Here is a 23585-nt window from a genome sequence, read left to right as displayed (position 1 = left end):
ATGGCAAAACAATACAACTGGCATCGTTTATCAGACCTGTATGCAAGGGAGGGTGAGATAGGTGTTTTGGAGGTTCAGGGCAAAAAGATCTGTTATACCCAATATGGGCAGCAGATCTATGCGTTTGCTTATAAATGTCCGCATGCTAGCGGTATCATGGCAGATGGTTTTATAGATGATGCCGGTAATGTTGTCTGTCCGCTGCACAGGTACCGGTTTAATATTAAGAATGGTTACAACAGCAGTGGTGAGGGCTTCTACCTGAAGACTTATCCGTTGGAACATCGCGAAGATGGTTTGTATATCGGATTTGAAAAATCCAGTTTGTTTGGTTGGTGACCCTGTTAATTTTCGATTAAACCCCCTCCCCGGTTTTGTGGAAATGGCTGTCATGCTGTAACTTTTGCGCATGTCACTATCTTCTGTCTCAGAGAAAAAAGTCAGCTTATGGATGATCGGTCTGCTGATATTTGTACATATCAGTGGTCTTCCGGTTACGATTATGGAGCCTGATGGCGCTTTATATGCTGGTATTGCCAAACATATGGTGCAGCACCACGATTACCTGAACCTGTTTGTAGATGGGCAGGATTGGCTGGATAAGCCTCATTTCCCTTTCTGGATGGCAGCACTCTCCTATCAGTTATTCGGGTTTACAACGTTTGCGTATAAGCTTCCCGCCTTCTTATTCCTGATGTTAGGAGTAGTGTATACCTACCGCTTCGCAAAGGACCTTTACGGAGAACAGGTAGCCCGCTGGTCAGTCTGCATCCTGCTGACGGCGGAGCATCTTGTTATATCCAGCACGGATGTTCGTGCGGAGCCCTACCTTACAGGGTTAATCATTGGAAGTGTATATCATCTGTATAAGCGACAATTGCTGCCAGGGGCATTACTGGCTGCCCTGGCTGTAATGACCAAGGGACCTTTCGCATTGGTGCCGATAGGGTTCGCGCTGATCGGGCAGTTCGTATTCACAAAACAATGGAAGGAATTGTTTCATGTACGCTGGCTGATTGTAGGCGTGCTGGTTTGTGTGTTTGTCACGCCAGAGCTATACGCATTATACCAGCAGTTTGATGCGCATCCGGAGAAAGTAGTTTTCGGACAAACAGGTGTATCAGGCATCCGCTTCTTTTTCTGGGATAGTCAGTTCGGGCGGTTTATGAACTCAGGGCCTATCAAGGGTAGTGGTGATCCGACATTTTTCCTGCATACCGTATTATGGGCTTTCCTGCCCTGGTCTATTTTCCTGTATGTGGCTGTGATCACCTTTATCAGGAAGGGACGCCAGGCCAGGGAATATTATTGCATCAGCGGGGCGCTTACTACTTTTCTGTTGTTCTCGTTGTCCAGGTTCCAGTTACCGCACTATCTGAATATTATTTTCCCTTTCTTTTCGATCCTGACAGCACAATATATCCTGTCGATTAAGAAAGAGAAAGCATTCCGTATTACACAGTATATCATCATCGGGATTATAGCTATCGCTATTCCTGGTTTATGGGCGCTTTACCGGCCTCAAATCAATTTTGTGGCTGTAGTGTTGATCGCGATCATAATAGGCGCTTTTATATGGTTGCCATTGAAAGGAATAGCGCGTGTGTTCTTTCGTACCTGCCTGGCGAGTGCAGCACTGAATCTTTTTCTAAACGGACTGTTCTATCCGGATGTACTGCGTTACCAGAGTGGAAGTGCTGTTGCCTTTTATGCGAATGAAAACCTCAAAGGAGGTGCTGTTGGGTTTTACAAGGCGCACTCTTATGCGTTGACATATTACCTGGATGCGCCTCAACTGTCGTATGACACTTTACCCCCGGGGCCGTCATTGATCTATACCACTCCACAGTGGAAGGATTCACTGGTTGCCAAGGGGCATCATTGCAAGGTATTGCATGCCTTCCCTCACTTCCCGGTGACGAAACTTGACGGGCAATTTGTAAATTTTTATACCCGGGATTCCGCTGTGGATAAGCGTTTGCTTGTGCTGGTGGATTCGTTTTGAAAAAATATTTGAAAAGAATTTTGCAGAAATGAAAAATTGTCTATTTTTGCAATCCCGAAACGGGAAACACACTCCTCCTTAGCTCAGTTGGTTAGAGCATCTGACTGTTAATCAGAGGGTCGCTGGTTCAAGTCCAGCAGGGGGAGCGGAAAAGAAAAGGCTTGCAGGAATGCAGGCCTTTTTTGTTTTAGTCCCAAATGATGGCCCTATGTTTAATCCTTCAAGAAGAAACAGAAATATTGGAACGGCGAAGCAAGGGCATGGCCAGCAGAATAAATTAAAAATACCACAAAGAACTTATGGATTAAGCCCTATTGAATCGCTTAGTCAATATCAAAGGCAAGACGTGGAGATCAATGGTTACAAGTTCATTTTTGTAGTAGAAAAAACGAGAGAAGGTTCATTGCATGCATGTTCTATTGATGATATTAAACAGGTCATCGAACACATTCCTATTATTGATTACGGTAGCCTTAGATTAATTGTATTACGCCAGCCCAAACGGAAGGAAGAGATATTATCACCTGTATGGGGGCGACTTATTTATTCCTTTGAATTTGAAAATGAATATTACCCTGCTATTATCCTTGAGGCAGGGGAATATCCGAGGAAAATGAAATGGGAGACCTCGCTTTCTATAGAAAGTCAGAAAGAGCTTGATAGGCTAAAAGAAGATGGACATAATTTCATTAACAAGGGCAAATATTTGATTGCGGATATCGAGCCGGAGAATGTACGGAATACCCAGTTATATAGGACTCTTCTGCATGAATTTGGGCATTACGTCCATTATATGACGATAGTTGAACGGCCGGGAAAGGAAGATGAAGATATTAAGTTTTGGGAGGAACGTTTTGAATATTATAACAACATACCACGAATCGAGAAAGAGAATTTCGCTCATCGGTATGCGAGTGATCTTAGACTCCGACTTAAGGAAAAGGGAATAATTCCATAAGCTAGTTATATCATCCCGTAAAAATCATTCAAAATTCCCTTCGTTAAATCTGTCAATTCTGGCAGTGTGCTAATCTTGAGGTCAACTATGTTTAGTCCCGCAATAGCAGCCGAATACCAGGCGGGATAAGTATCTGTATGTGGCGTTAAGGCCCAGATCAAAGGACTGTATGGACTTGTGCCCTCATCGGGAAGTTTATTTTGTAATTGCTCCCGGTAAGATGTACAATCTTGTAATGAAACATGATCTGATGTAAGTTGTTCTACAAGTTTAAGCACGCCTTTGCCAAGGTTATCCAAATCCTTCTCAACAAGTAAACAAAACTTATAAGCAATTATTCGCTGCTGCCTTTCACTGAGAGGCCGAACTTTAGTTTCAAAGATTTCCCAATATTGTTTTGATTCCTTTTGCTCCATTGAATGAGGATGACTTTATGGATTATTGATTACCACTTGTAACAGCAACAAGGAGTCGCGGAAAAGAAATGGATTGCAGTGACGTAGATTTTTTGTTTGCACATATTAAGCCTTAAAAGAAATGTCAGGAGAAACGTGCATCCCTTGTGAGTACACTTTCTTCTAAATCCAGGTCTTCCTTAAACAGCTCTTTCACTTTTTGAGTAATTTCTATCCGGTTTACGGTGGTGGGATTACGTCTTACCTTATTATAATGCTCTCTTGAAATCTTTTTTGCAAGTTGTCCAACAGTCTTTAGGTTAAACTCTTTGCCTAGCTTAGAATAGATTAGAATGCCTATAAAGGAAAGTACCATACATCCAAATCCGATTTGCTTGGAAAAGAACAGAGTAACGAAGGATGCCAGAAATGCTGATACAAGTAAAAGTAAGAGCCAACCTTTCATTTGAAGTATTTGGGTCTTAAACCCTAAAATGTGTTCAAATTTCTTTACCAGCTGACGCCGTTGTTGACGAGGGAACAATTCTTCCAGGCTCGTATCTGTTTTCAAAGCCTCCTTGTCGTAGTCTTGTGTATCGAGTATTGCTTTCCGGATTTTATAAAATGCCTGTTGTGTCGTACAGTCGTTTGTGTTGAATCCTTCAACCTTATTGGCAACCATGTCGCAAAGATCACCGAATGTCTGCACTTGTTTAAGTGCAGTATTGTCAAATTTAATATGGAAGGATACTTCCAATTTAGTCAGGAGATCGGCTATGTCCAGAGGGTCAATGTTTTCTAGTCCGATGTTCGCGTCTAAGAGATCGGTGTTTTTTAGCTCATCCATAGTTATAGGGGTATTGGTAGTAAATAACAACCTAAAAGTAAATAATTCGCATAAAATAACTTCCTATACGGAGATTCCCCGTAACTATTCAATCATTAGGGCATGCCTGTTATATCGCAACACTATACCCTACCTTCACCTTATCCATCACCACATGTGTATAAAAATGCTTCACATTCGAATTATCCATTAGCCATTTCTTAGAGAACTCCTCATAATGTTTCATATCCGTTGTATTCACAATAAGTACAAAATCATAGGCGCCGGTTACGTAATAACATTGCATTACCTCAGTACATTGTCGCATAGCGGTTTTGAATGCATCTATTGCCTTTGAATTCCCTTCCTGCAATATTACTTCCACTATACATGTAATAGAAATACCCGCAACAGCAGGTGAGATAATGGCAACATCAGCTTCTATGATCTTTTCATCGCGCAATCTTTTCAGCCTACGCTGGACAGCACTTGCGCTTAGATTCACGATATTGGCCAGTTCGTCGGCTGTTATTTTATTGTTGTGTTGCAGCTGTCGTAAAATCATTTTGTCGTAGTCATCCAGCACTTGCATTTTTTTCCTGTTTTTGGTCGATAATTAGTTAAAAAAAGCTCACGTTGGAGCTATTTGCAGAAAATCAGCAGGTAACCTCAAATACTTTTGCAAGTATAATTTAAAGTAAAGAACGGAAATATTTACACCAAAAGATACATCTCAAACAATGAATAGAATTTTCTCAGATAAAGAAATCATTGCTTTCCGAAAAGATACCGATGGATGCAGCCAGGTTATTCATCTTAACAATGCAGGCGCAGGGCTTATGCCCAATACTGTAACCCGGACAATTGTGGAACATATTAAGCTGGAATCTCAGATTGGTGGGTATGAGGCCTCGGCTTTACGCGCCAATGCAATCCAGCAGTTTTACGAGCAGGCCGCAATACTTATTAATTGTAAGCCATCAAACATTGCCTTTACCGCCAGTGCTACCGATTCATATACAAGGGCGCTATCATCCATTCCTTTTGCACAGGGCGATATTATCCTTACCGATAACGATGATTTTATTTCGAACCAGATACAGTTCCTGTCATGCAAAAAGCGATTTGGTATCGAAATCGTGAGAATAAAGAATGCGCCAGGTGGAGGCGTCGATCTGGATGATCTGGAAGAAAAGTTAATCAAGCTGCAACCCCGTTTACTGGCCATCACACATATTCCAACTAATTCAGGGCTTGTTCAGCCTGTTAAGCGGATTGCAGATGTTTATAAATCATACATCCGGCAACATGCAGGTAAAACATGGTATATCCTGGATGCTTGCCAGTCGATAGGACAAATGAAGATAGATGTACAGGAGCTGCAGTGTGATTTTCTCAGTGTAACCGGAAGGAAGTTTTTAAGAGGCCCACGGGGTACGGGTTTCTTATACATATCTGATAAGGCGCTTGAGCAAGGCCTTGAGCCGCTTTTCATTGACATGCGTGGGGCTGAATGGATTGAAAAGGACGAATACCAGCAACGATCCGACGCAATGCGTTATGAAGACTGGGAATTTGCCTATGCGCTGGTACTGGGTACGGCAAAGGCTATTGAATATTGTCTACAGATTGGTGAAGATAAAATATGGCAGGAGGTAAAAGGGCTGTCAGCTTATATGCGCAATCAGTTATCTGGTATTGATAAGATCAGGGTACTGGATAGCGGACCTGAAGTAGGCGGGTTAGTGACCTTTACCGTTGCTGGTTCGCAACCGAAAATAATTACCGGAGCACTGTCGCAGCGGAAAATAAACGTAGTACCTAGCTATCGCAATTTCGCGGTTATTGACTTTGACGAAAAACAAGCGCAGTGGGCCATTCGTGCATCGCCCCATTACTATAACACTATCAGTGAAATTGATCTGTTTTTAGATGCAATGCGGGAAATTGTTAACTCAAGTCTTAGATAGATAATTATTGGACTAGGGAATAAAAGAAAAAGGCGACCAGTCATGGTTGCCTTTTCCAGATAAAATATAACTCTGTATAATAGCTACTCCTCTGTCACAATAGCGCTCCATCCGCCTCCGGGTTGCATATGAACAGTCACCTCCTGCCCTTTTACCCATGCTGCATAGGCAATCCGATAATCTTCCGCAAACTTGTCAGCATTGATGCCATCAGAAAATATTTTTACTTTGTATTTCTTGCCCGCGTCCAGGAAGTCTAAATGCAGTGTCAGATCCCGAGGGCTCCAGTTTGTCATCGCACCTATAAACCACTGATTCCCTTTTTTCCTGGCGACAGCTACATACTCTTTTATTTTGCCCTGCAATGCTACTGTCGTATCCCACGTTGTAGGGAAAGCTGCGATATACCCGGTGCAGGCAGTATCACGCAGATAATTCGAAGGATTGTCTGCAAGCATTTGCCATGGACTTTCATAAACGGCATACATCGCAACCTGGTGCGCCCGCGTTCCCTGGCTCATCGGGGCGTCAAAATTAATATGAAAGTCCCTTTTGGTGGCATTACGCATTGCTCCCGGAGTAAAGTCCATGGCGCCCAACACCATCCTGGTAAATGGCAGGGTAACTTCATGTGGAGGCGTAGCCTCATCGTCACTCCATTTGTAGTTTTCCATACCCCTTACGCCTTCGTAAGACATGATATTGGGATACCGTCTGTTTAAACCGGTAGGCTTGTATGCGCCGTGCAGATCTACCATTAAATGATGGCTGGCTGCATTGGCAGACAAGCGTTCATAAAAATTAACCATATACTGGTCAGCGCGGGCCATGAAATCTACTTTAACACCTTTCACCCCCCACTGCGCATAGATTGACAGTACATTGTCCATGTCCTTATCCATAGGCTGCCAAAGCGTCCATAAGATAACGCCGACATTCTTCGCTTTACCATAAGCTACCAATTCGGGAACATTGATTGAATCTCTGGGGTGAATAACGTCCCAGGTGGATTTCGACCACCCTTCGTCCAGGATGATGTACTGTAGTCCGAATCGGGCTGCAAAGTCGATGTAATATTTGTAGGTCTGGTTGTTGATCCCTGAGCGGAAATCAACCCCGTAAATATTATTGTCATTCCACCAATCCCAGGACGCTTTCCCGGGAACTATCCAATCGGTACTTTTAAGCGTATTGGGAGATGCCAGTTGATAAACAAGGTTGTTTTCAAGCAGCTCCTTGTCCTCATTAGCTACCATGACCAAGCGCCATGGAAAAGACCGGGAGCCAGTAGTCCTGGCGATATAATCTGCATTCTCTTCTATTTTGGTACTTCTGTCCCTGACCAGGCTTTCTTTAAGGATCACTTTGGGAAAACCGCTGGTTATTTTATTGCTGTTGGTCCCAAAGAAGAACAGGTTGGAGTAATCCAGCAGATCGGCTTCAGTCAGCAGCATCCTGGTGCCCGCGGCAGAAGATACATAGAGTGGGAGGCCGCAGTGCTGCTCTTTTGAAAAGGAGGCAACAGTACTATCCTTGAATAACAACTCGAAATGTGAAAGAAACTGTTTGTTCTCCTCAATTCCCCACAATACCCGGTTATTGTCTGGAAATACATAATCGACAATTTCGTTTTCTACATTTACAGAATCTTTGAAATGGGTTACCCATCTGTAAGCAACGCCGTTATCATAAGCTCTGAAAATAATAGTATTGCCGCTCCTGAAATTTATTCGCAGTTCGTTATAGGCATCCCTGATTGCCTTCTGTCTTACAGCAACAACGGGGTATATCATCTCGTTTTTTGCAACCCTGTCTACAGATTTTACCTGTTCATTGAAACCTATATAAGGCTTATGTGCAATGTCGAGACCTGCTACCGCATGGCTTATCAGCGTCTCATGGCCTTTAATGAGTCTCCATGACAGGCTATCTTTTGTGTTAACTTCGATAGTCAAATTATTGCCCGGCGATTTAAGAAAAATGGGTGCCTGTGGGAATGCGTTAACAGAAAATAAACAGCATACCCATGCGAACAGTGCCTTTACAGGTTTATGTTGAATCATTGTGATAAAGATTATTATTGCTACTGCCTTTAGTATAAAAGTAGCATCCATTTATACGATTGTTTATGCGCATATTAACCGATGAAAAGCAGAAATTAACTCACTAATAATGTTAGTTATAAAAGAGTCAATATTCGATTATGTTTAGTTAAATAAAATGAAAAGTTAACTACTGATAGAAACTACCTTACATTAACTGAAACCATACTAATCTTTAACCCAACTCAAAATGACTAAATTGATCCTATGCCTGGCTGTAGCTGCCAGTACAAGTTTTTGTTCCTGTAATAAAAAAGAGAGTTTAGGAGCACCTGCTAAAGCACTTGTGGCCAGATCTGCTTCATTTGCCGTTGCCAAGAAGGTGTACATTCCGAATGTTATCTGGAACATTCCGAATAACAATGACTACAATAATGACGCTAGCCTTTACAGCAATATGCGAAGGGGCGAATCGGATGATTTTGTAGCATTCTGGGCGAAGGATTTTGGTGCTACTCCGGCCACCAATACTGATCCTAATAAACGGTTTGACATTCCCCGGATCCTTCAGGAGTGCGGCAGATTCTTCCAGTATTACCGGGACTCATTAAAGTTTGTTCAAAGTGGAAGGTCCGTGTCAGACACACTGAAAGCACTCATATACGTCACCAACTCTACTGATGGTACAGCTTATGGCGGTGGCGCTGAGAATAAGGTGGGTATACTCTGGGTGACTCCTCCCCGTATTAATACAGAACCTTTCGGCGCTGTAGCGCATGAGCTGGGGCATGTTTTCCAGTACTATGTACATGCCGATGGTGCCTGGGGCTATACTTCTTCTCCGCAAGGAAGTAATGGTCAAACCATATTTGAGATGACTTCCCAATATATGCTCTGGCAGGTATATCCTACCTGGATGACTTTTGAGAATTACCACCTGCAGTCATTTATGCAGTATACCAATTATGCTTTCCTGCATGAGATCAACCAGTATCACTCCCCTTATGTATTGGAGTATTGGTCTAACAAGCGTGGAAAAGATTTCGTTGGAAAGCTGTGGAGAGGGGCGCTCCGTGGGGAAGATCCGGTTATGACGTATAAGAGGATTACCCAGGTAGATCAAAAAACATTTAATGATGAGATGTTCGATGCTTACAGGAGGTTCGTAACCTGGGATATGCCAAGAATAGAGGCTGTGGCAAAACAGTATGCCAATAAACATATCTCTAAGGTGAATGCAGTTGCGGATGGATGGTATAGGATCAGTCCTGATGTATGTCCGCAGAACTATGGCTACAATGCTATCAGACTGGATGTGCCAACAGCCGGTACCAATGTCAGGCTACAGTTCAAAGGCATTGCCGGTCAGTCGGGATTCCGAAGTATCAAAGTCGACAAGGCTGGCTGGAGATACGGCTTCCTGGCTGTGAAGACAGATGGTTCCCGTGTGTATGGCGATACTTATAGCAGCTCCACCGGAGATGTAACCTTTGCTGTACCTGTCAACACGGCTTATCTGTGGCTGGTAGTGAGCGGTGCACCGACTGAACACTGGGAACACTTAAATGATAATAACGACAGCAACGATGAACAGTGGCCGTATGAGATTAAGCTGGAGGGTACAACAATTAATAAGTCCTTTATAAAATAATCAAATTTTTAAAAAGGAAGAGGCTTGCAGCAATGCAAGCCTCTTCCTTTTTGCTACTACTATCTTACTCCGCACTCACCTTAGCATATGTTGCAGGATACAATTTCCTGAACATCGCATAAGTCACTGTCACCATCACAAACGCTATCACCGCATCAATTGCAGCTGATGGTTCAAGCACACTTAACTTAGAGAAGAATGCAAAAATGATATCGAAGAATATTCCTGCAAATACCCACTCTTTTAACCTAAGCAACCTGTTTGGTGTTAACAGAACAATAATGCCTGAAAGCTTAGCTACGCCGAGAATATAAATGAAGTGCGGAGGATAGCCCAACTGTACTGTTATATCCCATACGATGGGGTTTTTTGTTAATTCAAAGAAGCCGCTTGCACCAAACCATAATGAAAGAAATACCGCGCCTATCCAATAAATTGTTTTTGTTGTTTTTGTGTTCATGATCTTTGGTTTTAAGTTGTTTTGTGATACAAAGATGTTTCAAAACCAATGGGGGCGGGAGTGGTTTCTCCGGAAGTAGACAAAATTGGGGGCCAACCAGCCAATTGCAGTCGCCACTCTTTTGACGCCGTCTTAATCTAGATTAAGATTTCGGTTTTCACGGCTGTTTTATTTGGAATGATCGTTCCTAATAGGATACCTTTGTATCGGAATGAGCATTCCAAATAACTGTCACACAAACTATTTAAATCATGAAAAAGTTACAAAATAAGACAGCCCTCGTTACGGGCGGAAATAGCGGAATCGGGTTTGCCACTGCAAAAGAATTCATCCAACAGGGCGCTAAAGTGATCATCACAGGCCGCAATGCTACTGCCCTGGAAGAGGCGAAACAGTCACTGGGAGAGAATGCATTTACATTACTTTCCGATGCTTCGAATATGGAAGACGTGTTTCAATTACAGCAGCAGGTAAAAGCTATTTTCCCAAGCCTGGACATACTGTTTATCAATGCAGGCGTTGCTAAGTTGGCACCTTTTGAAACCATGACCGAAGCGCAATACGACGAGACATTTAATATCAATGTAAAGAGCGCATACTTCACTATTCAGCAGTTGCTGCCATTGTTTAATGATGGCGGTTCCATTGTTCTCAATACCTCTATCAACAGCCATATAGGCATGGCCAACACTACGTTGTATGCAGCCAGTAAGGGCGCATTGATAACCATGGCCCGTACATTGTCTACGGAGCTATTGTCACGCAGGATAAGGGTGAATGCCATTAGCCCTGGTCCTGTAAAAACTCCTCTTTATGATAAATTTGGTTTTGATAAAGAACAGGCAGAGGCTGTTCAGGCAAGCATCGTAGGACAGGTTCCGATGGGTAGGTTTGGTACTCCTGAAGAAATTGCCCGCATAGTGACCTTCTTTGCTTCCGAAGACAGCAGCTTTGTAATAGGCGCAGAACTGATCGCTGATGGAGGCATGATCACATTATAATTAGTTGTTTAAGGCGCCATATGGAGAATGCGGGTTTCAGATCGGCATTCTCCATATGGCATTACTGTTGACTCTACCTGGATACGGTAAGCCATAAAAGTCATATTGAAAATATGCTTTGTAGAAATTATGGTAACTTTGGAACGATTATTCCAAATGATAGACGATGCCAAAAACAAAACAATTTGATGAAGCGGAAGTGCTGAAAAAGGCTGAGGAAGTGTTTAATGAGAAAGGATATAATGGCACTTCTATGGATGACCTGGTTCGTGCAACGGGATTAAGTCGCAGTAGTATTTACGATACATTCGGCGATAAGCACGGTTTATTTCTAAAAGCTCTTGGCAATTACCAGGATGGACAGAACCGGGCGATGCAGACCCTACAAGCTAAAACCGACAGTGCTAAAAAAAAGATCCGTAGCATATTTGATTACATGATAAACGATATTGTAACAGATAAGGCACGGAAAGGCTGTATGATGGTAAATGCCAATATGGAACTGAACTGCGTGGATAAGGATGTAGCACAAATGGCGTTGACCACTATGGAGGAAATGGAACAGCAGTTCACTATATGGATAAAAGAGGGGCAGGCCGCTGGTGAAATCTCGAAGAAATTTCCCGCCAAAACTTTAGCCAGGAACCTGTATAATAATCTGATGGGGCTTCGGGTGACCGGACGTAACCGTCCTGATTATGACACCCTCCGCGATATAACAAAAGTCACCTTGTCCTTGCTCGATCAATAATATCTTTTCTGAGGTATTTTCTGTATCAGCATATCACTCCGTTTCAGGTAAGTTGCATACAACCAGCATATGACCAGGATATTCCTCCGTTCTTCCTCCGTTTTTAACGGAGGAATATCCTGGTCATATGCTGGTTGTATGCTAGTTTAATACAGTGATGCATAATATAAAGAAACCGCCCCATGTATTAATGAGGCGGTTTCTTTATATTATGCTAGTTCTCAACAATATTTTTCACAGTAACACTTACCCCACTTCCAAAAAGAAATTTCTTGCCCGACAAATATTCCGGCTTTTCCTGTCCGGTCTGTCGTCTCAGCGAAGTTATCTACTACCAGAATCGTTTCCGTCAACTGGGTAACTTAACAGGTCCTATTCTTCGGGGGACCGTTGTTTTCAATCAGGTCGGGCGGTCAAAAAAGAAGGAGCACACCAGCCACAGCGCCGTTGTGCTCCTATCTGTTACACAGCTAAAACTCTCTCCTGTCGTTTCTTAAAATCTGTAAAATTATATCCTGTCTCTTTCTTAAATAACTTGCTGAAATAACAGATGTCTGTGAAACCCAGGTCCCACGCGACCTCTTTCATGCTGCTATCTGAATAAGCAGCATATCTCTTGGCTTCCAGTATGACGCGTTGCCGGATATGGTGACCAGCGGTATACCCAGTGGTCTTCTTTATAGCTTCATTCAGGTAACTGGGAGTAACGCACATAATATCTGCAAATTCAGAGACCTTCTTATATGCTTTGAAGTGCTGGTCGATTAATTGAATAAAGCGCTTTGCCTGCCTGATGTTATGCGTTTTCTGATTGTTGGCAGGCACGGTGCGCGACTGCCTGGACATGTGGATAAACAGGATGTTCAGGTACCGGCTTAATATATCTGAGCTGTAGATCTGCTTTTGTGAATATTCCTGGATCAGCTTGTCCATGATCGCCTTCATCTCATGACGGATCTCTTCGCTGTAACTGACATTTGCTGACTGGATCAATACCAGCAGTAGATCCGCATGATACACGGAGTTATACTCCTGCAGAAAAAGCTCATTGAAACGGATGATATATCCCTGCGCATTGCTATCTGCAGTAAACTGATGTCGTTGATGAGGCATGATACCAAATACCTGGTCACCTTTGGGAGAATAAGTTTGCATATCGACCTTCAGGGCACATTTGCCGGAAACTGCCCAGATGATCTCAATGAGGTCATGTGCATGCGGAGCAGGGTTGTTGAATTGGTGATTGTCTGCAACCTGGTCGAAAGTATAGATCTCAAAAAATGGTTTGGTGGTATTCATGACATCAATATTTTAAGCGTTAAGGAGGATAGTTTACTACTGAACAATTCCACCGGCGCCCAAGGCTCGTCCTGATAATGCTCCTGGGCTACGTTGAATATAGGTTGTAGCATAACTGGTGGATGTAGATTTTTCAGATTGATCTGTTATCGTTGCTTGCTGTTATAAAACTACCTTAATTGAAAGGCGACAAAAAGTACCGTTCGCCAAACGGGCAAAAACTGTCGCTAATGAGGGGATACTTCAGCAAAAAAAAAAGAGCAGTCAGTAACTGCTCTTTTTAAATGACCGGGTTAACATTATACCTGTGAGAAAAAGTCTTCCGCCTCCCGGAGGGCATTATCTGTAAATGATTTCAGCATATCAATATGTATGAGTAAGGGAGGAGCGATCGCCGTAGCTGATTCCAGTTCGTCCAGCGTGGGAAATAAGCGCTCCATCAATCCCATAATTGAAATAGTGGTTTTCATATTATGGGCCGTACTTCTCAATGTTTTAATGTCGTTGTTATAAAAAGCCGATTCGAGTAATGACATCTCCTCGGGCATCGCTTCAATGAACTGCCTGGTCACTTTTTTCTCATACACTTTATTGCCCCGGCTGATCTCCTTCATATAATCCAGGTTAATGTACTGGTACTCCGGTGTGGCTGCCTTTGCCTGCACATACTGTCGTTCCCTGATAGCAGAAATAGAGGCAAACCGGCTGATCAGCTGATATAATTCCCTTTCATTGATCGGCTTTGAAATGTATTCATTCATGCCATTACTAAGGCACTTTTCCCGCTCTCCTGCAAGGGCATGTGCTGTCATCGCTACTATAGGAACGTCCAGCTGTAATTCTCTCCTGATCAGACGGGTGGCGGTATATCCGTCCATTTCCGGCATCTGAATATCCATCAGAATGAGGTCATACCGGTCTTTTTTCAGATAATCGATAGCCTCTGTTCCGTTACTTGCCATCTCAAAAGAGAGGTCCCATTCCATCAGGAGATGTCGCATCAGGCTTCGGTTCATATCATTGTCATCTACGACTAATATTTTTACGGAACGGTTTGCTGTAATTTTAAACTGGCTGATGTCTACCGTCTCCGGTACGGGTACCTGTTTGGATGCAATGGTGTAAGGAATGAAGAATCTGAAAGTAGTGCCTTTCCCCGGTTGACTTTCAACGCTGATATCTCCGCCCTGCAGCATCACAAGGTCTTTCACAATGGAGAGTCCCAGCCCGGTGCCACCGTATTTACGAGTGATAGAATCTTCCGCCTGGTGAAAGCGGTCAAAGATGGAAGACAGCTTGGATGCTTCAATACCGATTCCTGTATCTGTAATGGTGAATTCCAGCTGTATCGTATTGTTGTCGCTTTGTTTATTATCTACAGAAATGATGATTCCTCCTTTCTCCGTAAACTTGAGCGCATTCCCTATCAGGTTCACAAGTATCTGCGTAAGACGGGTGGCATCCCCTATCAGGGTGTCTGGCACCGCCGGCGATATTTCTCCCTGTAAGACCAGTTTCTTTTCTTTGACCTTCTCACTGAACAGCGTCTGAATGGAATGGAGTAATCCTCTTACACTGAAAGGATTGGCCTCAATCCTCACCATACCGGCCTCGATCTTGGAAAGGTCAAGAATGTCATTGATGATAGTAAGCAGGTTCTCCCCTGCTTTCTGTATGGAATTGACGAACTCTGTAGAGGGTTCGTCCAGCTTTCTGACCTTCAGCAGATTGGTGAATCCCAGTATTGCGTTTAAGGGTGTCCTGATCTCATGACTCATATTGGTCATGAAATTCTCTTTGATCATGGCTATTTCCCGCACTTTCTTTTCGGACCTGTCCAGCTCCCGGATCAGTTGTTGCTGCCGACGTATCCTGGTCATAACGAACCACAATACCCCTCCTGCTGTCAGTAATATCAGGCAGATGAGGATGATACCCCAGTTTCTGGCCTTCCGGCTGTTCTCATTGATATTATCGCTGAGGGCTGTCATCACCGATTGGCGACTGTCATAGATCTTACGGGTGATGGTACTGATCTCATTTGAGATCTCCCGGGCGCGTGGATTCGCGATCAGGCTGGTGTCATCCATTTTTCCTGTCCGGAAGAACTCATGCATCAGCTGGTTCTTATTCTGCAGCTTTTGCCCGGCCAGGTACTGCAGTCTTTCGATATATATGACCGCACTATCGTTTGTATTGATTTGTTTCAGTGTATCGACGAAGGCTTGCACCTCGGCAATTTTGGCGTCCACCCCTTCTATGTGTGAGGTGTCGTCGGTGGCAATGGCGGCACGGATGCGGCTTTCTACCCAGATGATATCCCGCTCCAGCTCACGTAGCTTATTGCCGGTCTGTAGCTCCTTGAGTAGCTTTTGGTTGCCCTTGATCAATTGGTCAATGTTCCTGGAGGAATTGTATTGCACAAACGCCAGCACGAGGGTACCGGCAAGAAAGGCGATCAGGATCAGATATGTTAAGCGATTGTTATTCATTATCAATTAATGAAGGTCATTTGCTGCCGTCACATCCGTTGACCGCTTTCGCCAGACGGGCAAAAACGATAGCCGGGAGTCCCTTTAAAGGAGGAAGATCAGAGTACGTTCATCCGTTTGTTGAGTATTTTGCGGTAAGCATCTGCAACCGGAAGTGATTTATCCCCTATTAGTACAGCCCCGTCCTGCAGGGTGTCTATTTTGTCAATCGCTACCATATAAGACCGGTGTATCCTCAGAAAGCGGGCGGCAGGCAGACGTTCTTCGAGTACCCGCAGGGATACGTGAATGGCGAAAAACTTCTTTGCGGTAAATATCTTTACATAATCGCCCATCGCCTCGGCATAAAGGATCTCTTCCAGCTTCAGCCTTCTTACAATATTGGAGTCGCGGATAAATATGAATTCGTCATTTTCCCAGCGCATTTCCTCTTTACTACTGTCGATGATCTGGCGCACCTTTTCTATAGCCTGGATAAATCTGCCAGGAGTAATAGGCTTTACGAGATAATCTGCTACATTCAGCTCAAAGGCCTCTACAGCGTATTCTTTCTTGGAGGTGGTAAAAATGATGACAGGCTTTTTATTGCCGAGGTTCTTTATTAACTCAAGTCCGGACATGCCGGGCATTTCAATGTCCAGTAACAGAAGGTCTACAGGGTTATCCTGCAGATAATTATAAGCTTCAAGCGCATTTCCGCATTCACAGGCAACAACAACGCCTTTGATCTGGCTGGCCAACTCCTGGAGTGTACTACGTGCAATGGCATTGTCGTCAATAATAAGTGTGATCATATAGGTTGATATGCAAATTTTTGTGGTGGTATAAAGATCCTTAATTCTGTGCCAATTATTAATTCATTGATTATTAATTGGATGTGATATTTTGAATGAAATGGTTTAACGATATTTCGTTATTTCACCAACTAATAGCCTTTCTGCTGTTTGCAACCAGTTTAACTTTTACTTTCCTTTAGTAAGCAGAATTCTTCGGTAAGGGGTAAAAAAGACACGCTTAAATGTGTTACAATATAAGCTAAAGAAGGCATTCCTTTTTAAGGATATTGGTCGTCGGCAGGAAGAATCATCCACATTGTTCATTGCATTGAACAATGACTTCTAATCATCCCTTTCAAGCTCAGGCAAAGCCTTTACTCCTGCTACGATCGTCTCGCCAACATTATCAACAAGACATGCACCCCGGCACATTCTTGTTGCGACCATCACAGTTTCTTGAAAACCGGAGATGAGTGCTGTGTTGGTAATATTGTTGTCTCTTGTCAGTTCAATGGCCCGCAGGCTGTTTACATAAACCATACAATTAGATATTTTTAATGAACTATTTTATTTGCACAGGATGTACTTGCAAATGCGTGTGGCTTTGCCCTGAAGGTGAAGCCCATACCCATGATGTACCCCATTGCTTCTTTCAATGCATCATTACTCCTGAAGTTGGGATTGGTGTTGATGTCTGCATGCACTTCCATATCTACATTGTACCTGGTAAAGATGTTGCACAGTGAGTAGGCCACTTCAATACTCCTGCCCACTTCTTTAAGCATCCGTTCTTTGATACTCATTTTGCGTAGTGTGCTGTCAGCGTGTATGTACATGAAACCGCCCTTACCCTTCCGGATAAAAACAATCACGGTTGCGAATTCGGTTACCCTGCCCTTTACCTGGCTATCGGTACCGATACACACCTTCAGTTCATTACCTGCTTCTCTTTCTGCAGACAGCATGTTGCTGATTTCATCAGCTATTGGCATGTTGATCTTTTCACCATTTAACCGTCTCCATTTGTTGATCTGTTGCATTGCTATGTCATATTTATACTGATACCATTTATTTAAAATAGTTTGTGATGCCAGGGGGAATCGAACCCTCCAACTCCTGGTTTAACCCGGGCGTTTTACCATTGAACTAAAGCATCTTGTTTCCAGGCTCAGATTCGAACTGAGAACATCACAGTCAAAGTGTGATATGTTAACCATTACACTACCTGGAAAATTGTTGACCTGACCGGATTTGAACCGGTAACCTGCTGCGTATAAGGCAGTTGCTCTCACCATTGAGCTACAGGTCAGGGTTGGGTAACAAACAATAAAAAACCCGGTCGCGATAAACGACCGGGTTTATATGTAACTGATATGAGCGTACGCTACATCAGACTATAATTAGGTCGTTGAAAAACAGGGGGCAGCTCATTACCTGTATACATCCACGCATAGCTATGGCTGGTGCCTGATAATAATCCGGCACTGAGCTGTTTAAATCGTATGGGTGATTTTAGTATTTGCATCGTGTGATTTAAGGTAAAAGAAAAGCCCCGCAATTGCTTGCGGGGCCTGTGTTATATTGAATCAGTTATTATCAACTATTCTGTAGCATAACATGCCCCGCAAGTATCATAGCCCTCTGTCAGGCAAATGAAACTTTGTGGTTTTGAATGTAGCTGTATGCGTAACATGATATTGTTTGTATTTTTGTTTTGCGATGCAAAGATGAAACTATTTTTCCGATAATAACAAATCTGAAATAGTTTTTTTTATGAATTTTGTGTTACGTTGAATTATAACCCTATATACCATGAAGAATATTATCACTGAGAAATTGCTAACTCTAGAGGAGGAAAAGAATGTAAAGATACTCTATGCCTGTGAGTCCGGAAGCCGTTCCTGGGGCTTCGCATCGCCAGATAGTGATTATGATGTACGATTTATTTACGCGCAACCTGCCGATAATTATCTCAGTATTGAAGAGAGAAAAGACGTGATAGAATTGCCTGTAAACGAGGTGCTGGATATAAGTGGATGGGATATACGAAAAGTATTACAACTCTTCCTGAAATCAAATCCGCCTTTATACGAATGGCTGCAATCACCAATTGTATATAAAGAGCAGGGTAATTTCAAAAGTGAATTGTTGCAGCTGGCCGGGAAATATTTTTCCGGGCGTGCCGGTTGTCATCATTATATTTCCATGGCAAGGAATACCTTTGAACATGATTTGCAGGGAGAACAGGTGAGGATCAAAAAGTACTTCTATGCATTACGGCCTATATTAGCTGCCTTGTGGATCATTAAGAAGAAGGCTGTGCCACCTATTACATTTGATGAGTTGAGAACGCTGATTGAAGATAAGGAGTGGCATGCAGCTACGGATGATCTGCTGGAACGGAAAAAAGTATCTGATGAGAAAACGACCATCACACCGGTACCACTGCTGCAGGATTGGATTGAAAAGACGATCACTTACTGTAAGGAACAGGCATCACTCCTGCCGGCAGTACAACATAACACCACTGAACTGAATATCCTGTTCAGAAAATATATTAATGCCCAATGACTTTAGAAGAATTGCAATCCAGCACCCGACACCTGCTGCTGAAATGTATCAGCGGCAGCAGGGCGCAACACTTACACTCTCCTGCTTCTGATACAGATATTAAGGGGATCTTTGTGTTGCCGCCAAGGGAATTGTATGGATTGACCTATACCCCGCAGATTGCCAACAGTACGAATGATGAGGTCTATTTTGAAATAGGCAGATTTATAGATCTGTTGAGTAAGAATAATCCTAACATTATCGAACTCCTGAGCACTCCGGCCGATTGTGTATTGTTCCGCCATCCCCTAATGGAGCAGATCAAACCGGAAGACTTCCTGTCGAAATTATGTAAAGATACTTTCGCCGGTTACGCGGCTTCCCAGATAAAGAAAGCAAAAGGTCTGAATAAGAAAATACATCGTCCGGTAGATGAAAAGCGTAAATCTGTACTGGATTTCTGTTATATCATTGCCGGTAATGGCAGTGTTCCCCTTCAGCAATGGCTGGATAGCCAGGGCTATTCTCAGAAAGATTGCGGCCTGACGCAGGTACCTCATTTCAGGGATGTTTATTTGTTATTCCATCAACACCAGATAACAGATAATAGCTTCCTCAAAGGCATTGCATCCGGCGAAGCCGCCAACGATGTACAGCTAAGTTCAATTCCTACAGGTATTTCTCATCTCGCTGTTATGAATTTCAATAAGGATGGTTATTCTGTCTATTGCCGGGAATATCTTGAATACTGGGAATGGGTGGAAAAGCGTAACGATACCAGGTATCAGAACACTATGACCCATGGTAAGAACTACGATGCCAAGAATATGATGCATACTTTCCGCCTGTTAAGTATGGCAGAAGAAATAGCAGTGGAACGGAAAGTGATTGTACAAAGAAAGGATAGGGAGTTTCTGTTGAGGATCAAAAGCGGCGAGTTTGAATACGATGACCTTCTGAAAATGGTAGATGAAAAGCTGGAGAAAATGGATGATCTGTACGAACGTTCTGGCCTGCCGGAAACACCGGATGTCAATAAAGCGGAAGCTATTCTTGTAAACATACGGGAGCAGTTTTATAAACAGGATAGATGAGAGAGTGATGTTATTTTAGCAGTGAGGTAGTGCAGGTGTGGTGTTGTAGGGGAAAGATAGTGCTTTCTTAGTACTATACTGGGCTTTATGGTGCCTCTGGTATGGATTTAATGTGGACTTGAGGTGGACTTGATATTAAACAGGGTAGGTTAAAATTGTATGGGAAATGAGAGTGTCTGTAACTGATACGTTTATTTTCGTATGATTACCGGAAACACCCAATATTAATAGGGCAGAAACTATTCTCTTAAATATAAGAGAACGATTCTACAAATAGCATATATGAGCGGAAGTATGTACCAGCAGGAAATAGCTGCGAATGGATTTACAGTAATAGAGAATGTTTTTACTGACAGGGAAGTAGACTCACTGATTGCACTCATTCAGCAGGCAGACAGTTCTAAAGCAACCTTCCGAAAGACGAAAGATCTGTTTGCTATCAGGCAATTTCTAAGGGAATTACCTGATGCGGTTCCCGCTATCATTACACCTACGTTGATGGCAAAGCTCAATGAGCTTTTCGGTGAGGGCTACCAGGTGGTAAAATCCATCTATTTTGATAAGCCCGGTGATTCCAACTGGTTTGTATCCTATCACCAAGACCTTACCATCTCTGTAAAGGATAAAGCCGATGTTCCCGGATTTGGCCCCTGGACGGTAAAGCAACAGCAATATGCTGTACAGCCACCATTAAGAATATTAGAAAATAATTTCACCGTCCGCATCCACCTCGATGATACCGATGAGCATAACGGCGCTTTAAGAGTTATCCCTGGTTCTCATCGCAAGGGCATTTATCGTCCTGAGACAATTGATTGGTCTAAGGAAACGGAGGTATCATGTAATGTGAGTAAAGGGGGGATAATGATTATGCGCCCGCTATTGTTGCACGCATCCAGCAGAACAACCAACAATCATAAGCGGCGGGTGATTCACATAGAATTCAGTAACCAGGAATTGCCCGCATCATTGCAGTGGTCGGAATTATTGCATAATTAGTCCTTACTGAGGTTAGGCTGAGCTGGTGGGAAAGAGAAATGATTAGATATTTCTGATGCAACGAGCAGCCAGGGGGGGCTGCTAAAACTAGTAATTAATTACGCTCCAGGAACAATGCCTTTTCCTGGATCCTTATTTGCTTACGGAACGAAGATCTGTAAGCACCCGCTTCAATATCTCCCTTAATAGTCACCAGGTAGCGTTTTGTGTGTGTATGACTGGTATTGAAAGTGAAGGTAATATGTTGATCCTCGGTCAATGGCTGCAGCATTTTGGCCTTGCAGGGGAGTTCCTCGTAAGAGTGCGCGGCACATTGCCGTACATCATTCCTGACAGCGACAGGCATGAGCGGAGTGGCATTGGCAGGAGAAAGATTTATCTCAAGATTATGAAGGTAAACAGTATCCCTGATGTCTTCAAAGTTAAGTACCACATTAAGCTCGTTATCGCCCTTGATAAGAAACTCCGGTACTGCAGAAAGGTAAGGGGTAATTGATGTATAGGCTGCTGTACGATCATACAGCACGATAGTATCCAATTTGTAAGCAAATAGGAAATAACTGCATATGGCAGTGGCAATTACAATAAAGATGGTGATGCTGTATTTGAGCATGCGTTAAAAATAGCGCTGATCAGGAGATAATAGCATCCCTGAAAACAGGGGTTTTATAAATGAAGAAGGGATGACCTTTTATCATCCCTTCTTGGCTGGTACGAATATCTGCTTCAGCTGTCCGACGATGTCTCCACCACCGCTTAGCGTAATGTTGCTGATCTTGTCTGCTATCTTCTCTACATATTCCATCTCCTTCAGCTTGAACAGCATTTCATTTTCTTCCATCAACTTGGCTGTATTCAACAGGCTACGGGTACTTGCCGTTTCTTCTCTTCGCATGATGCTGTTGGCCTGTGCCTTCTTTTCAGCGATCAGCACCTGGTTCATGATCTCCTTCACATCGCCTGGCAATATGATGTCGCGGATACCGCAGTCCAGCAACTGCACCCCAAGGTGAAGTGCCTTTTCTGTCACTGTATTCATGACCAGTGGAGAGATCTCATCTCTTTTGTCCAGCAGTTCATCCAGTGTATACACTGCTACCTGTTCTCTCAGGGCCAGCTGTAGTAATACGTACAGTTGCTTATCATATTCCTTATTTTCCACCAGCTTGTAGATATCCGCTACATTGTAACGTACGGTGAAGTTGATACGGATGTTTGCCTTATCCTTTGTCAGGATCTCCTGTCCGTTGATCTCCATCTGGAGCTGCCGGATATCTGTTTTGTACACTGTCAGTGCAATAGGGTTCTTCCAGAAATAATGTATACCTGGTTCAAGCGCCTTGTTGAACTTTCCGTCTACATACAACAGTCCCTTTTCATAAGATTCCACGGTGTAGAACCTCACATAAGTCTGTAATTCTGGTCTTACCAGGATGGCACGTTCCACCTGCTCGGTGATCTCATACTTTGAAAGGTCTATATGAGTAACGCTGTACTCAACGATACCCTTCCAGTATGCATGCTTTCCCGGAGTCAATACAGACTTGAACAATCCGTTTTCATACAGCAGGGCAATTTCCTGCTGCTTTACAGTGATCACTTCCAGGGCTTCAGCGAGGTCTGTATGCTGTAATAGAATATTGAGATCAACAGCAGGTTGGAATGGCTTGGTCATATCATAAAGCATCACCTGTTCGGCAGACTTTACCCAGTGAGATCCTTCTTCCAGTGTCTTGATGTAGCGGTTGTTTCTGAACACCAGGGCCTTGTTATATGCTGCTACTTTTGTACGTGTTATCATAAATCTATCGTTTCGGTTTAGGGATTAGTAATTGTAATTATATATATAGACTCCCGGGGGAGTTATGTATCTGTAGGGTAGCTACCATTTCTGTGACCTGCGGAAGCGGGCTTGAGTTGTTGTCGGTGAAACATGTTCCCGGCCATAGTGTCCGGTGGGCTACGCAGGGTATAGGGATAAACCAGGCACCCGGCCAGAGAGCAGTTGCACGTTCAACAGCGGTATCTGCCTTTTTCAAGGCGGTTGCAGATGGAATGGAAAGCCTTTTGCTTTCCCACCGGGCTGCTACCCTGTTTTAGTTAGAGGCAATTGTTAAAGCAGTTTTGCCATCTGCTGGAGGGTTGGATTTTCAGTCCATGTTTGAACCTTGTAAGGGTTCTAAGCCTATTGCTCTACCACCTGAGCTATCCTTTTTTAGAGGAGTGGGAATCGAACCCACGACCCATAGATCCAAGTAGTAACAAACACTTGCAGCAGCAGCATATTGCCAGCGATTCGTGGCAATACTACGGGGC

At 43.3% G+C, this 23585-nt stretch carries 22 protein-coding genes and 2 tRNA genes; 11 read left to right on the top strand and 13 right to left on the bottom strand.

From position 1 onward, the window contains the following. The 4 genes from CLV42_RS00710 (at position 1) to CLV42_RS00695 (ending at position 2963) form a co-directional block, all read left to right on the top strand. Positions 1-339 carry a Rieske (2Fe-2S) protein gene (locus CLV42_RS00710; protein ID WP_106599986.1) on the top strand — a complete coding sequence of 113 codons (339 nt, stop codon included), beginning with the start codon at positions 1-3 and terminating at the stop codon, positions 337-339. A gap of 70 nt (positions 340-409) precedes the next feature. After that, entirely contained in the window at positions 410-2005 is a 1596-nt protein-coding gene (locus tag CLV42_RS00705) for an ArnT family glycosyltransferase (RefSeq protein WP_245901389.1), read from the top strand. A gap of 72 nt (positions 2006-2077) precedes the next feature. Next, positions 2078-2151: transfer RNA gene (locus CLV42_RS00700), tRNA-Asn, on the top strand. A gap of 23 nt (positions 2152-2174) precedes the next feature. Further along, entirely contained in the window at positions 2175-2963 is a 789-nt protein-coding gene (locus tag CLV42_RS00695; protein WP_106599984.1) for a hypothetical protein, read from the top strand. Between the two features lie 5 nt (positions 2964-2968). On the opposite strand, the gene CLV42_RS00690 is transcribed toward CLV42_RS00695, so the two are convergent. The 3 genes from CLV42_RS00690 to CLV42_RS00680 all read right to left on the bottom strand — a co-directional run bounded on the left by CLV42_RS00690 (position 2969) and on the right by CLV42_RS00680 (position 4776). Beyond that, entirely contained in the window at positions 2969-3379 is a 411-nt protein-coding gene (locus CLV42_RS00690) for a hypothetical protein (protein ID WP_106599983.1), read from the bottom strand. A gap of 124 nt (positions 3380-3503) precedes the next feature. Continuing rightward, the gene (locus CLV42_RS00685) at positions 3504-4205 is read right to left on the bottom strand and encodes an acyl carrier protein (RefSeq protein WP_106599982.1); all 702 of its coding nucleotides are present in this window, start codon (positions 4203-4205) and stop codon (positions 3504-3506) included. A 109-nt stretch (positions 4206-4314) separates the two neighbouring features. After that, on the bottom strand, positions 4315-4776 hold the full coding sequence (locus tag CLV42_RS00680; protein WP_106599981.1) for an Lrp/AsnC family transcriptional regulator: 462 nt from the start codon (positions 4774-4776) through the stop codon (positions 4315-4317). A gap of 148 nt (positions 4777-4924) precedes the next feature. On the opposite strand from CLV42_RS00680, the gene CLV42_RS00675 reads away from it, so the two are divergent. After that, on the top strand, positions 4925-6154 hold the full coding sequence (locus CLV42_RS00675) for an aminotransferase class V-fold PLP-dependent enzyme (protein ID WP_106599980.1): 1230 nt from the start codon (positions 4925-4927) through the stop codon (positions 6152-6154). A gap of 83 nt (positions 6155-6237) precedes the next feature. Here CLV42_RS00675 and CLV42_RS00670 read toward each other — a convergent pair whose 3' ends face one another. Further along, positions 6238-8217 carry a glycoside hydrolase family 97 protein gene (locus CLV42_RS00670; RefSeq protein WP_262509977.1) on the bottom strand — a complete coding sequence of 660 codons (1980 nt, stop codon included), beginning with the start codon at positions 8215-8217 and terminating at the stop codon, positions 6238-6240. A 229-nt stretch (positions 8218-8446) separates the two neighbouring features. Between CLV42_RS00670 and CLV42_RS00665 the strand changes: the two genes are divergently transcribed. Continuing rightward, positions 8447-9847, top strand: a complete 1401-nt coding sequence (locus tag CLV42_RS00665; RefSeq protein ID WP_106599978.1) for a DUF6055 domain-containing protein — start codon at positions 8447-8449, stop codon at positions 9845-9847. A 64-nt stretch (positions 9848-9911) separates the two neighbouring features. On the opposite strand, the gene CLV42_RS00660 is transcribed toward CLV42_RS00665, so the two are convergent. After that, the gene (locus tag CLV42_RS00660; protein ID WP_106599977.1) at positions 9912-10307 is read right to left on the bottom strand and encodes a DoxX family protein; all 396 of its coding nucleotides are present in this window, start codon (positions 10305-10307) and stop codon (positions 9912-9914) included. 251 nt (positions 10308-10558) lie between these two features. Here CLV42_RS00660 and CLV42_RS00655 point away from each other — a divergent pair, with 251 nt between their 5' ends. Then, positions 10559-11308 carry an SDR family oxidoreductase gene (locus CLV42_RS00655; protein WP_106599976.1) on the top strand — a complete coding sequence of 250 codons (750 nt, stop codon included), beginning with the start codon at positions 10559-10561 and terminating at the stop codon, positions 11306-11308. A 166-nt stretch (positions 11309-11474) separates the two neighbouring features. Then, the gene (locus tag CLV42_RS00650) at positions 11475-12059 is read left to right on the top strand and encodes a TetR/AcrR family transcriptional regulator (protein WP_106599975.1); all 585 of its coding nucleotides are present in this window, start codon (positions 11475-11477) and stop codon (positions 12057-12059) included. A gap of 462 nt (positions 12060-12521) precedes the next feature. Here the strand turns inward: CLV42_RS00650 and CLV42_RS00645 are convergent, their stop codons facing one another. The 6 genes from CLV42_RS00645 to CLV42_RS00615 form a co-directional block, all read right to left on the bottom strand. Then, positions 12522-13358, bottom strand: a complete 837-nt coding sequence (locus tag CLV42_RS00645) for a helix-turn-helix domain-containing protein (RefSeq protein WP_106599974.1) — start codon at positions 13356-13358, stop codon at positions 12522-12524. A 299-nt stretch (positions 13359-13657) separates the two neighbouring features. Continuing rightward, positions 13658-15850, bottom strand: coding sequence for an ATP-binding protein (locus CLV42_RS00640; RefSeq protein ID WP_106599973.1), 2193 nt, complete (start codon positions 15848-15850; stop codon positions 13658-13660). 98 nt (positions 15851-15948) lie between these two features. Continuing rightward, positions 15949-16644 (bottom strand): LytR/AlgR family response regulator transcription factor, encoded by a 696-nt coding sequence (locus CLV42_RS00635; protein WP_106599972.1) that lies wholly within the window; start codon positions 16642-16644, stop codon positions 15949-15951. A gap of 324 nt (positions 16645-16968) precedes the next feature. Then, positions 16969-17166 (bottom strand): hypothetical protein, encoded by a 198-nt coding sequence (locus tag CLV42_RS00630; protein ID WP_106599971.1) that lies wholly within the window; start codon positions 17164-17166, stop codon positions 16969-16971. Positions 17167-17180: 14 nt separating this feature from the next. Then, positions 17181-17666 carry a ribonuclease H-like YkuK family protein gene (locus CLV42_RS00625; protein ID WP_106599970.1) on the bottom strand — a complete coding sequence of 162 codons (486 nt, stop codon included), beginning with the start codon at positions 17664-17666 and terminating at the stop codon, positions 17181-17183. A gap of 196 nt (positions 17667-17862) precedes the next feature. Then, positions 17863-17935 (bottom strand) — tRNA-Ile (locus tag CLV42_RS00615). Positions 17936-18438: 503 nt separating this feature from the next. Here CLV42_RS00615 and CLV42_RS00610 point away from each other — a divergent pair. From CLV42_RS00610 to CLV42_RS00600, 3 genes are all read left to right on the top strand, one after another. Beyond that, positions 18439-19197 (top strand): nucleotidyltransferase domain-containing protein, encoded by a 759-nt coding sequence (locus tag CLV42_RS00610; RefSeq protein WP_106599969.1) that lies wholly within the window; start codon positions 18439-18441, stop codon positions 19195-19197. After that, positions 19194-20270, top strand: a complete 1077-nt coding sequence (locus CLV42_RS00605; protein ID WP_106599968.1) for a DNA polymerase beta superfamily protein — start codon at positions 19194-19196, stop codon at positions 20268-20270. Before CLV42_RS00610 ends, CLV42_RS00605 begins: the two co-directional genes overlap by 4 nt. Positions 20271-20552: 282 nt before the next feature. Then, complete coding sequence (locus CLV42_RS00600; protein ID WP_106599967.1) at positions 20553-21269, top strand: phytanoyl-CoA dioxygenase family protein; 717 nt, start codon at positions 20553-20555, stop codon at positions 21267-21269. Positions 21270-21363: 94 nt separating this feature from the next. On the opposite strand, the gene CLV42_RS00595 is transcribed toward CLV42_RS00600, so the two are convergent. Together CLV42_RS00595 and CLV42_RS00590 are read right to left on the bottom strand one after the other, a co-directional pair. After that, a complete protein-coding gene (locus CLV42_RS00595) occupies positions 21364-21882 on the bottom strand; it encodes a hypothetical protein (RefSeq protein ID WP_106599966.1) in 519 nt (172 codons plus the stop codon). Positions 21883-21963: 81 nt separating this feature from the next. After that, on the bottom strand, positions 21964-23070 hold the full coding sequence (locus CLV42_RS00590) for a slipin family protein (RefSeq protein WP_106599965.1): 1107 nt from the start codon (positions 23068-23070) through the stop codon (positions 21964-21966). Between the last annotated feature and the right edge of the window lie 515 nt (positions 23071-23585).

It is taken from the genome of Chitinophaga ginsengisoli (assembly GCF_003014595.1).
GTDB classification, from domain to species: Bacteria; Bacteroidota; Bacteroidia; order Chitinophagales; family Chitinophagaceae; genus Chitinophaga; species Chitinophaga ginsengisoli.
This window is presented reverse-complemented; position numbering and strand designations above follow the sequence as displayed.

Bases quoted from the DNA above. Each gene is read 5' to 3' on its own strand.
- CLV42_RS00710 (WP_106599986.1), top strand. From the start codon at position 1: ATGGCAAAACAATACAACTGGCATCGTTTATCAGACCTGTATGCAAGG.
- CLV42_RS00705 (WP_245901389.1), top strand. From the start codon at position 410: ATGTCACTATCTTCTGTCTCAGAGAAAAAAGTCAGCTTATGGATGATC.
- CLV42_RS00695 (WP_106599984.1), top strand. From the start codon at position 2,175: ATGCAGGCCTTTTTTGTTTTAGTCCCAAATGATGGCCCTATGTTTAAT.
- CLV42_RS00690 (WP_106599983.1), bottom strand. From the start codon at position 3,379: ATGGAGCAAAAGGAATCAAAACAATATTGGGAAATCTTTGAAACTAAA.
- CLV42_RS00685 (WP_106599982.1), bottom strand. From the start codon at position 4,205: ATGGATGAGCTAAAAAACACCGATCTCTTAGACGCGAACATCGGACTA.
- CLV42_RS00680 (WP_106599981.1), bottom strand. From the start codon at position 4,776: ATGCAAGTGCTGGATGACTACGACAAAATGATTTTACGACAGCTGCAA.
- CLV42_RS00675 (WP_106599980.1), top strand. From the start codon at position 4,925: ATGAATAGAATTTTCTCAGATAAAGAAATCATTGCTTTCCGAAAAGAT.
- CLV42_RS00670 (WP_262509977.1), bottom strand. From the start codon at position 8,217: ATGATTCAACATAAACCTGTAAAGGCACTGTTCGCATGGGTATGCTGT.
- CLV42_RS00665 (WP_106599978.1), top strand. From the start codon at position 8,447: ATGACTAAATTGATCCTATGCCTGGCTGTAGCTGCCAGTACAAGTTTT.
- CLV42_RS00660 (WP_106599977.1), bottom strand. From the start codon at position 10,307: ATGAACACAAAAACAACAAAAACAATTTATTGGATAGGCGCGGTATTT.
- CLV42_RS00655 (WP_106599976.1), top strand. From the start codon at position 10,559: ATGAAAAAGTTACAAAATAAGACAGCCCTCGTTACGGGCGGAAATAGC.
- CLV42_RS00650 (WP_106599975.1), top strand. From the start codon at position 11,475: ATGCCAAAAACAAAACAATTTGATGAAGCGGAAGTGCTGAAAAAGGCT.
- CLV42_RS00645 (WP_106599974.1), bottom strand. From the start codon at position 13,358: ATGAATACCACCAAACCATTTTTTGAGATCTATACTTTCGACCAGGTT.
- CLV42_RS00640 (WP_106599973.1), bottom strand. From the start codon at position 15,850: ATGAATAACAATCGCTTAACATATCTGATCCTGATCGCCTTTCTTGCC.
- CLV42_RS00635 (WP_106599972.1), bottom strand. From the start codon at position 16,644: ATGATCACACTTATTATTGACGACAATGCCATTGCACGTAGTACACTC.
- CLV42_RS00630 (WP_106599971.1), bottom strand. From the start codon at position 17,166: ATGGTTTATGTAAACAGCCTGCGGGCCATTGAACTGACAAGAGACAAC.
- CLV42_RS00625 (WP_106599970.1), bottom strand. From the start codon at position 17,666: ATGCAACAGATCAACAAATGGAGACGGTTAAATGGTGAAAAGATCAAC.
- CLV42_RS00610 (WP_106599969.1), top strand. From the start codon at position 18,439: ATGAAGAATATTATCACTGAGAAATTGCTAACTCTAGAGGAGGAAAAG.
- CLV42_RS00605 (WP_106599968.1), top strand. From the start codon at position 19,194: ATGACTTTAGAAGAATTGCAATCCAGCACCCGACACCTGCTGCTGAAA.
- CLV42_RS00600 (WP_106599967.1), top strand. From the start codon at position 20,553: ATGAGCGGAAGTATGTACCAGCAGGAAATAGCTGCGAATGGATTTACA.
- CLV42_RS00595 (WP_106599966.1), bottom strand. From the start codon at position 21,882: ATGCTCAAATACAGCATCACCATCTTTATTGTAATTGCCACTGCCATA.
- CLV42_RS00590 (WP_106599965.1), bottom strand. From the start codon at position 23,070: ATGATAACACGTACAAAAGTAGCAGCATATAACAAGGCCCTGGTGTTC.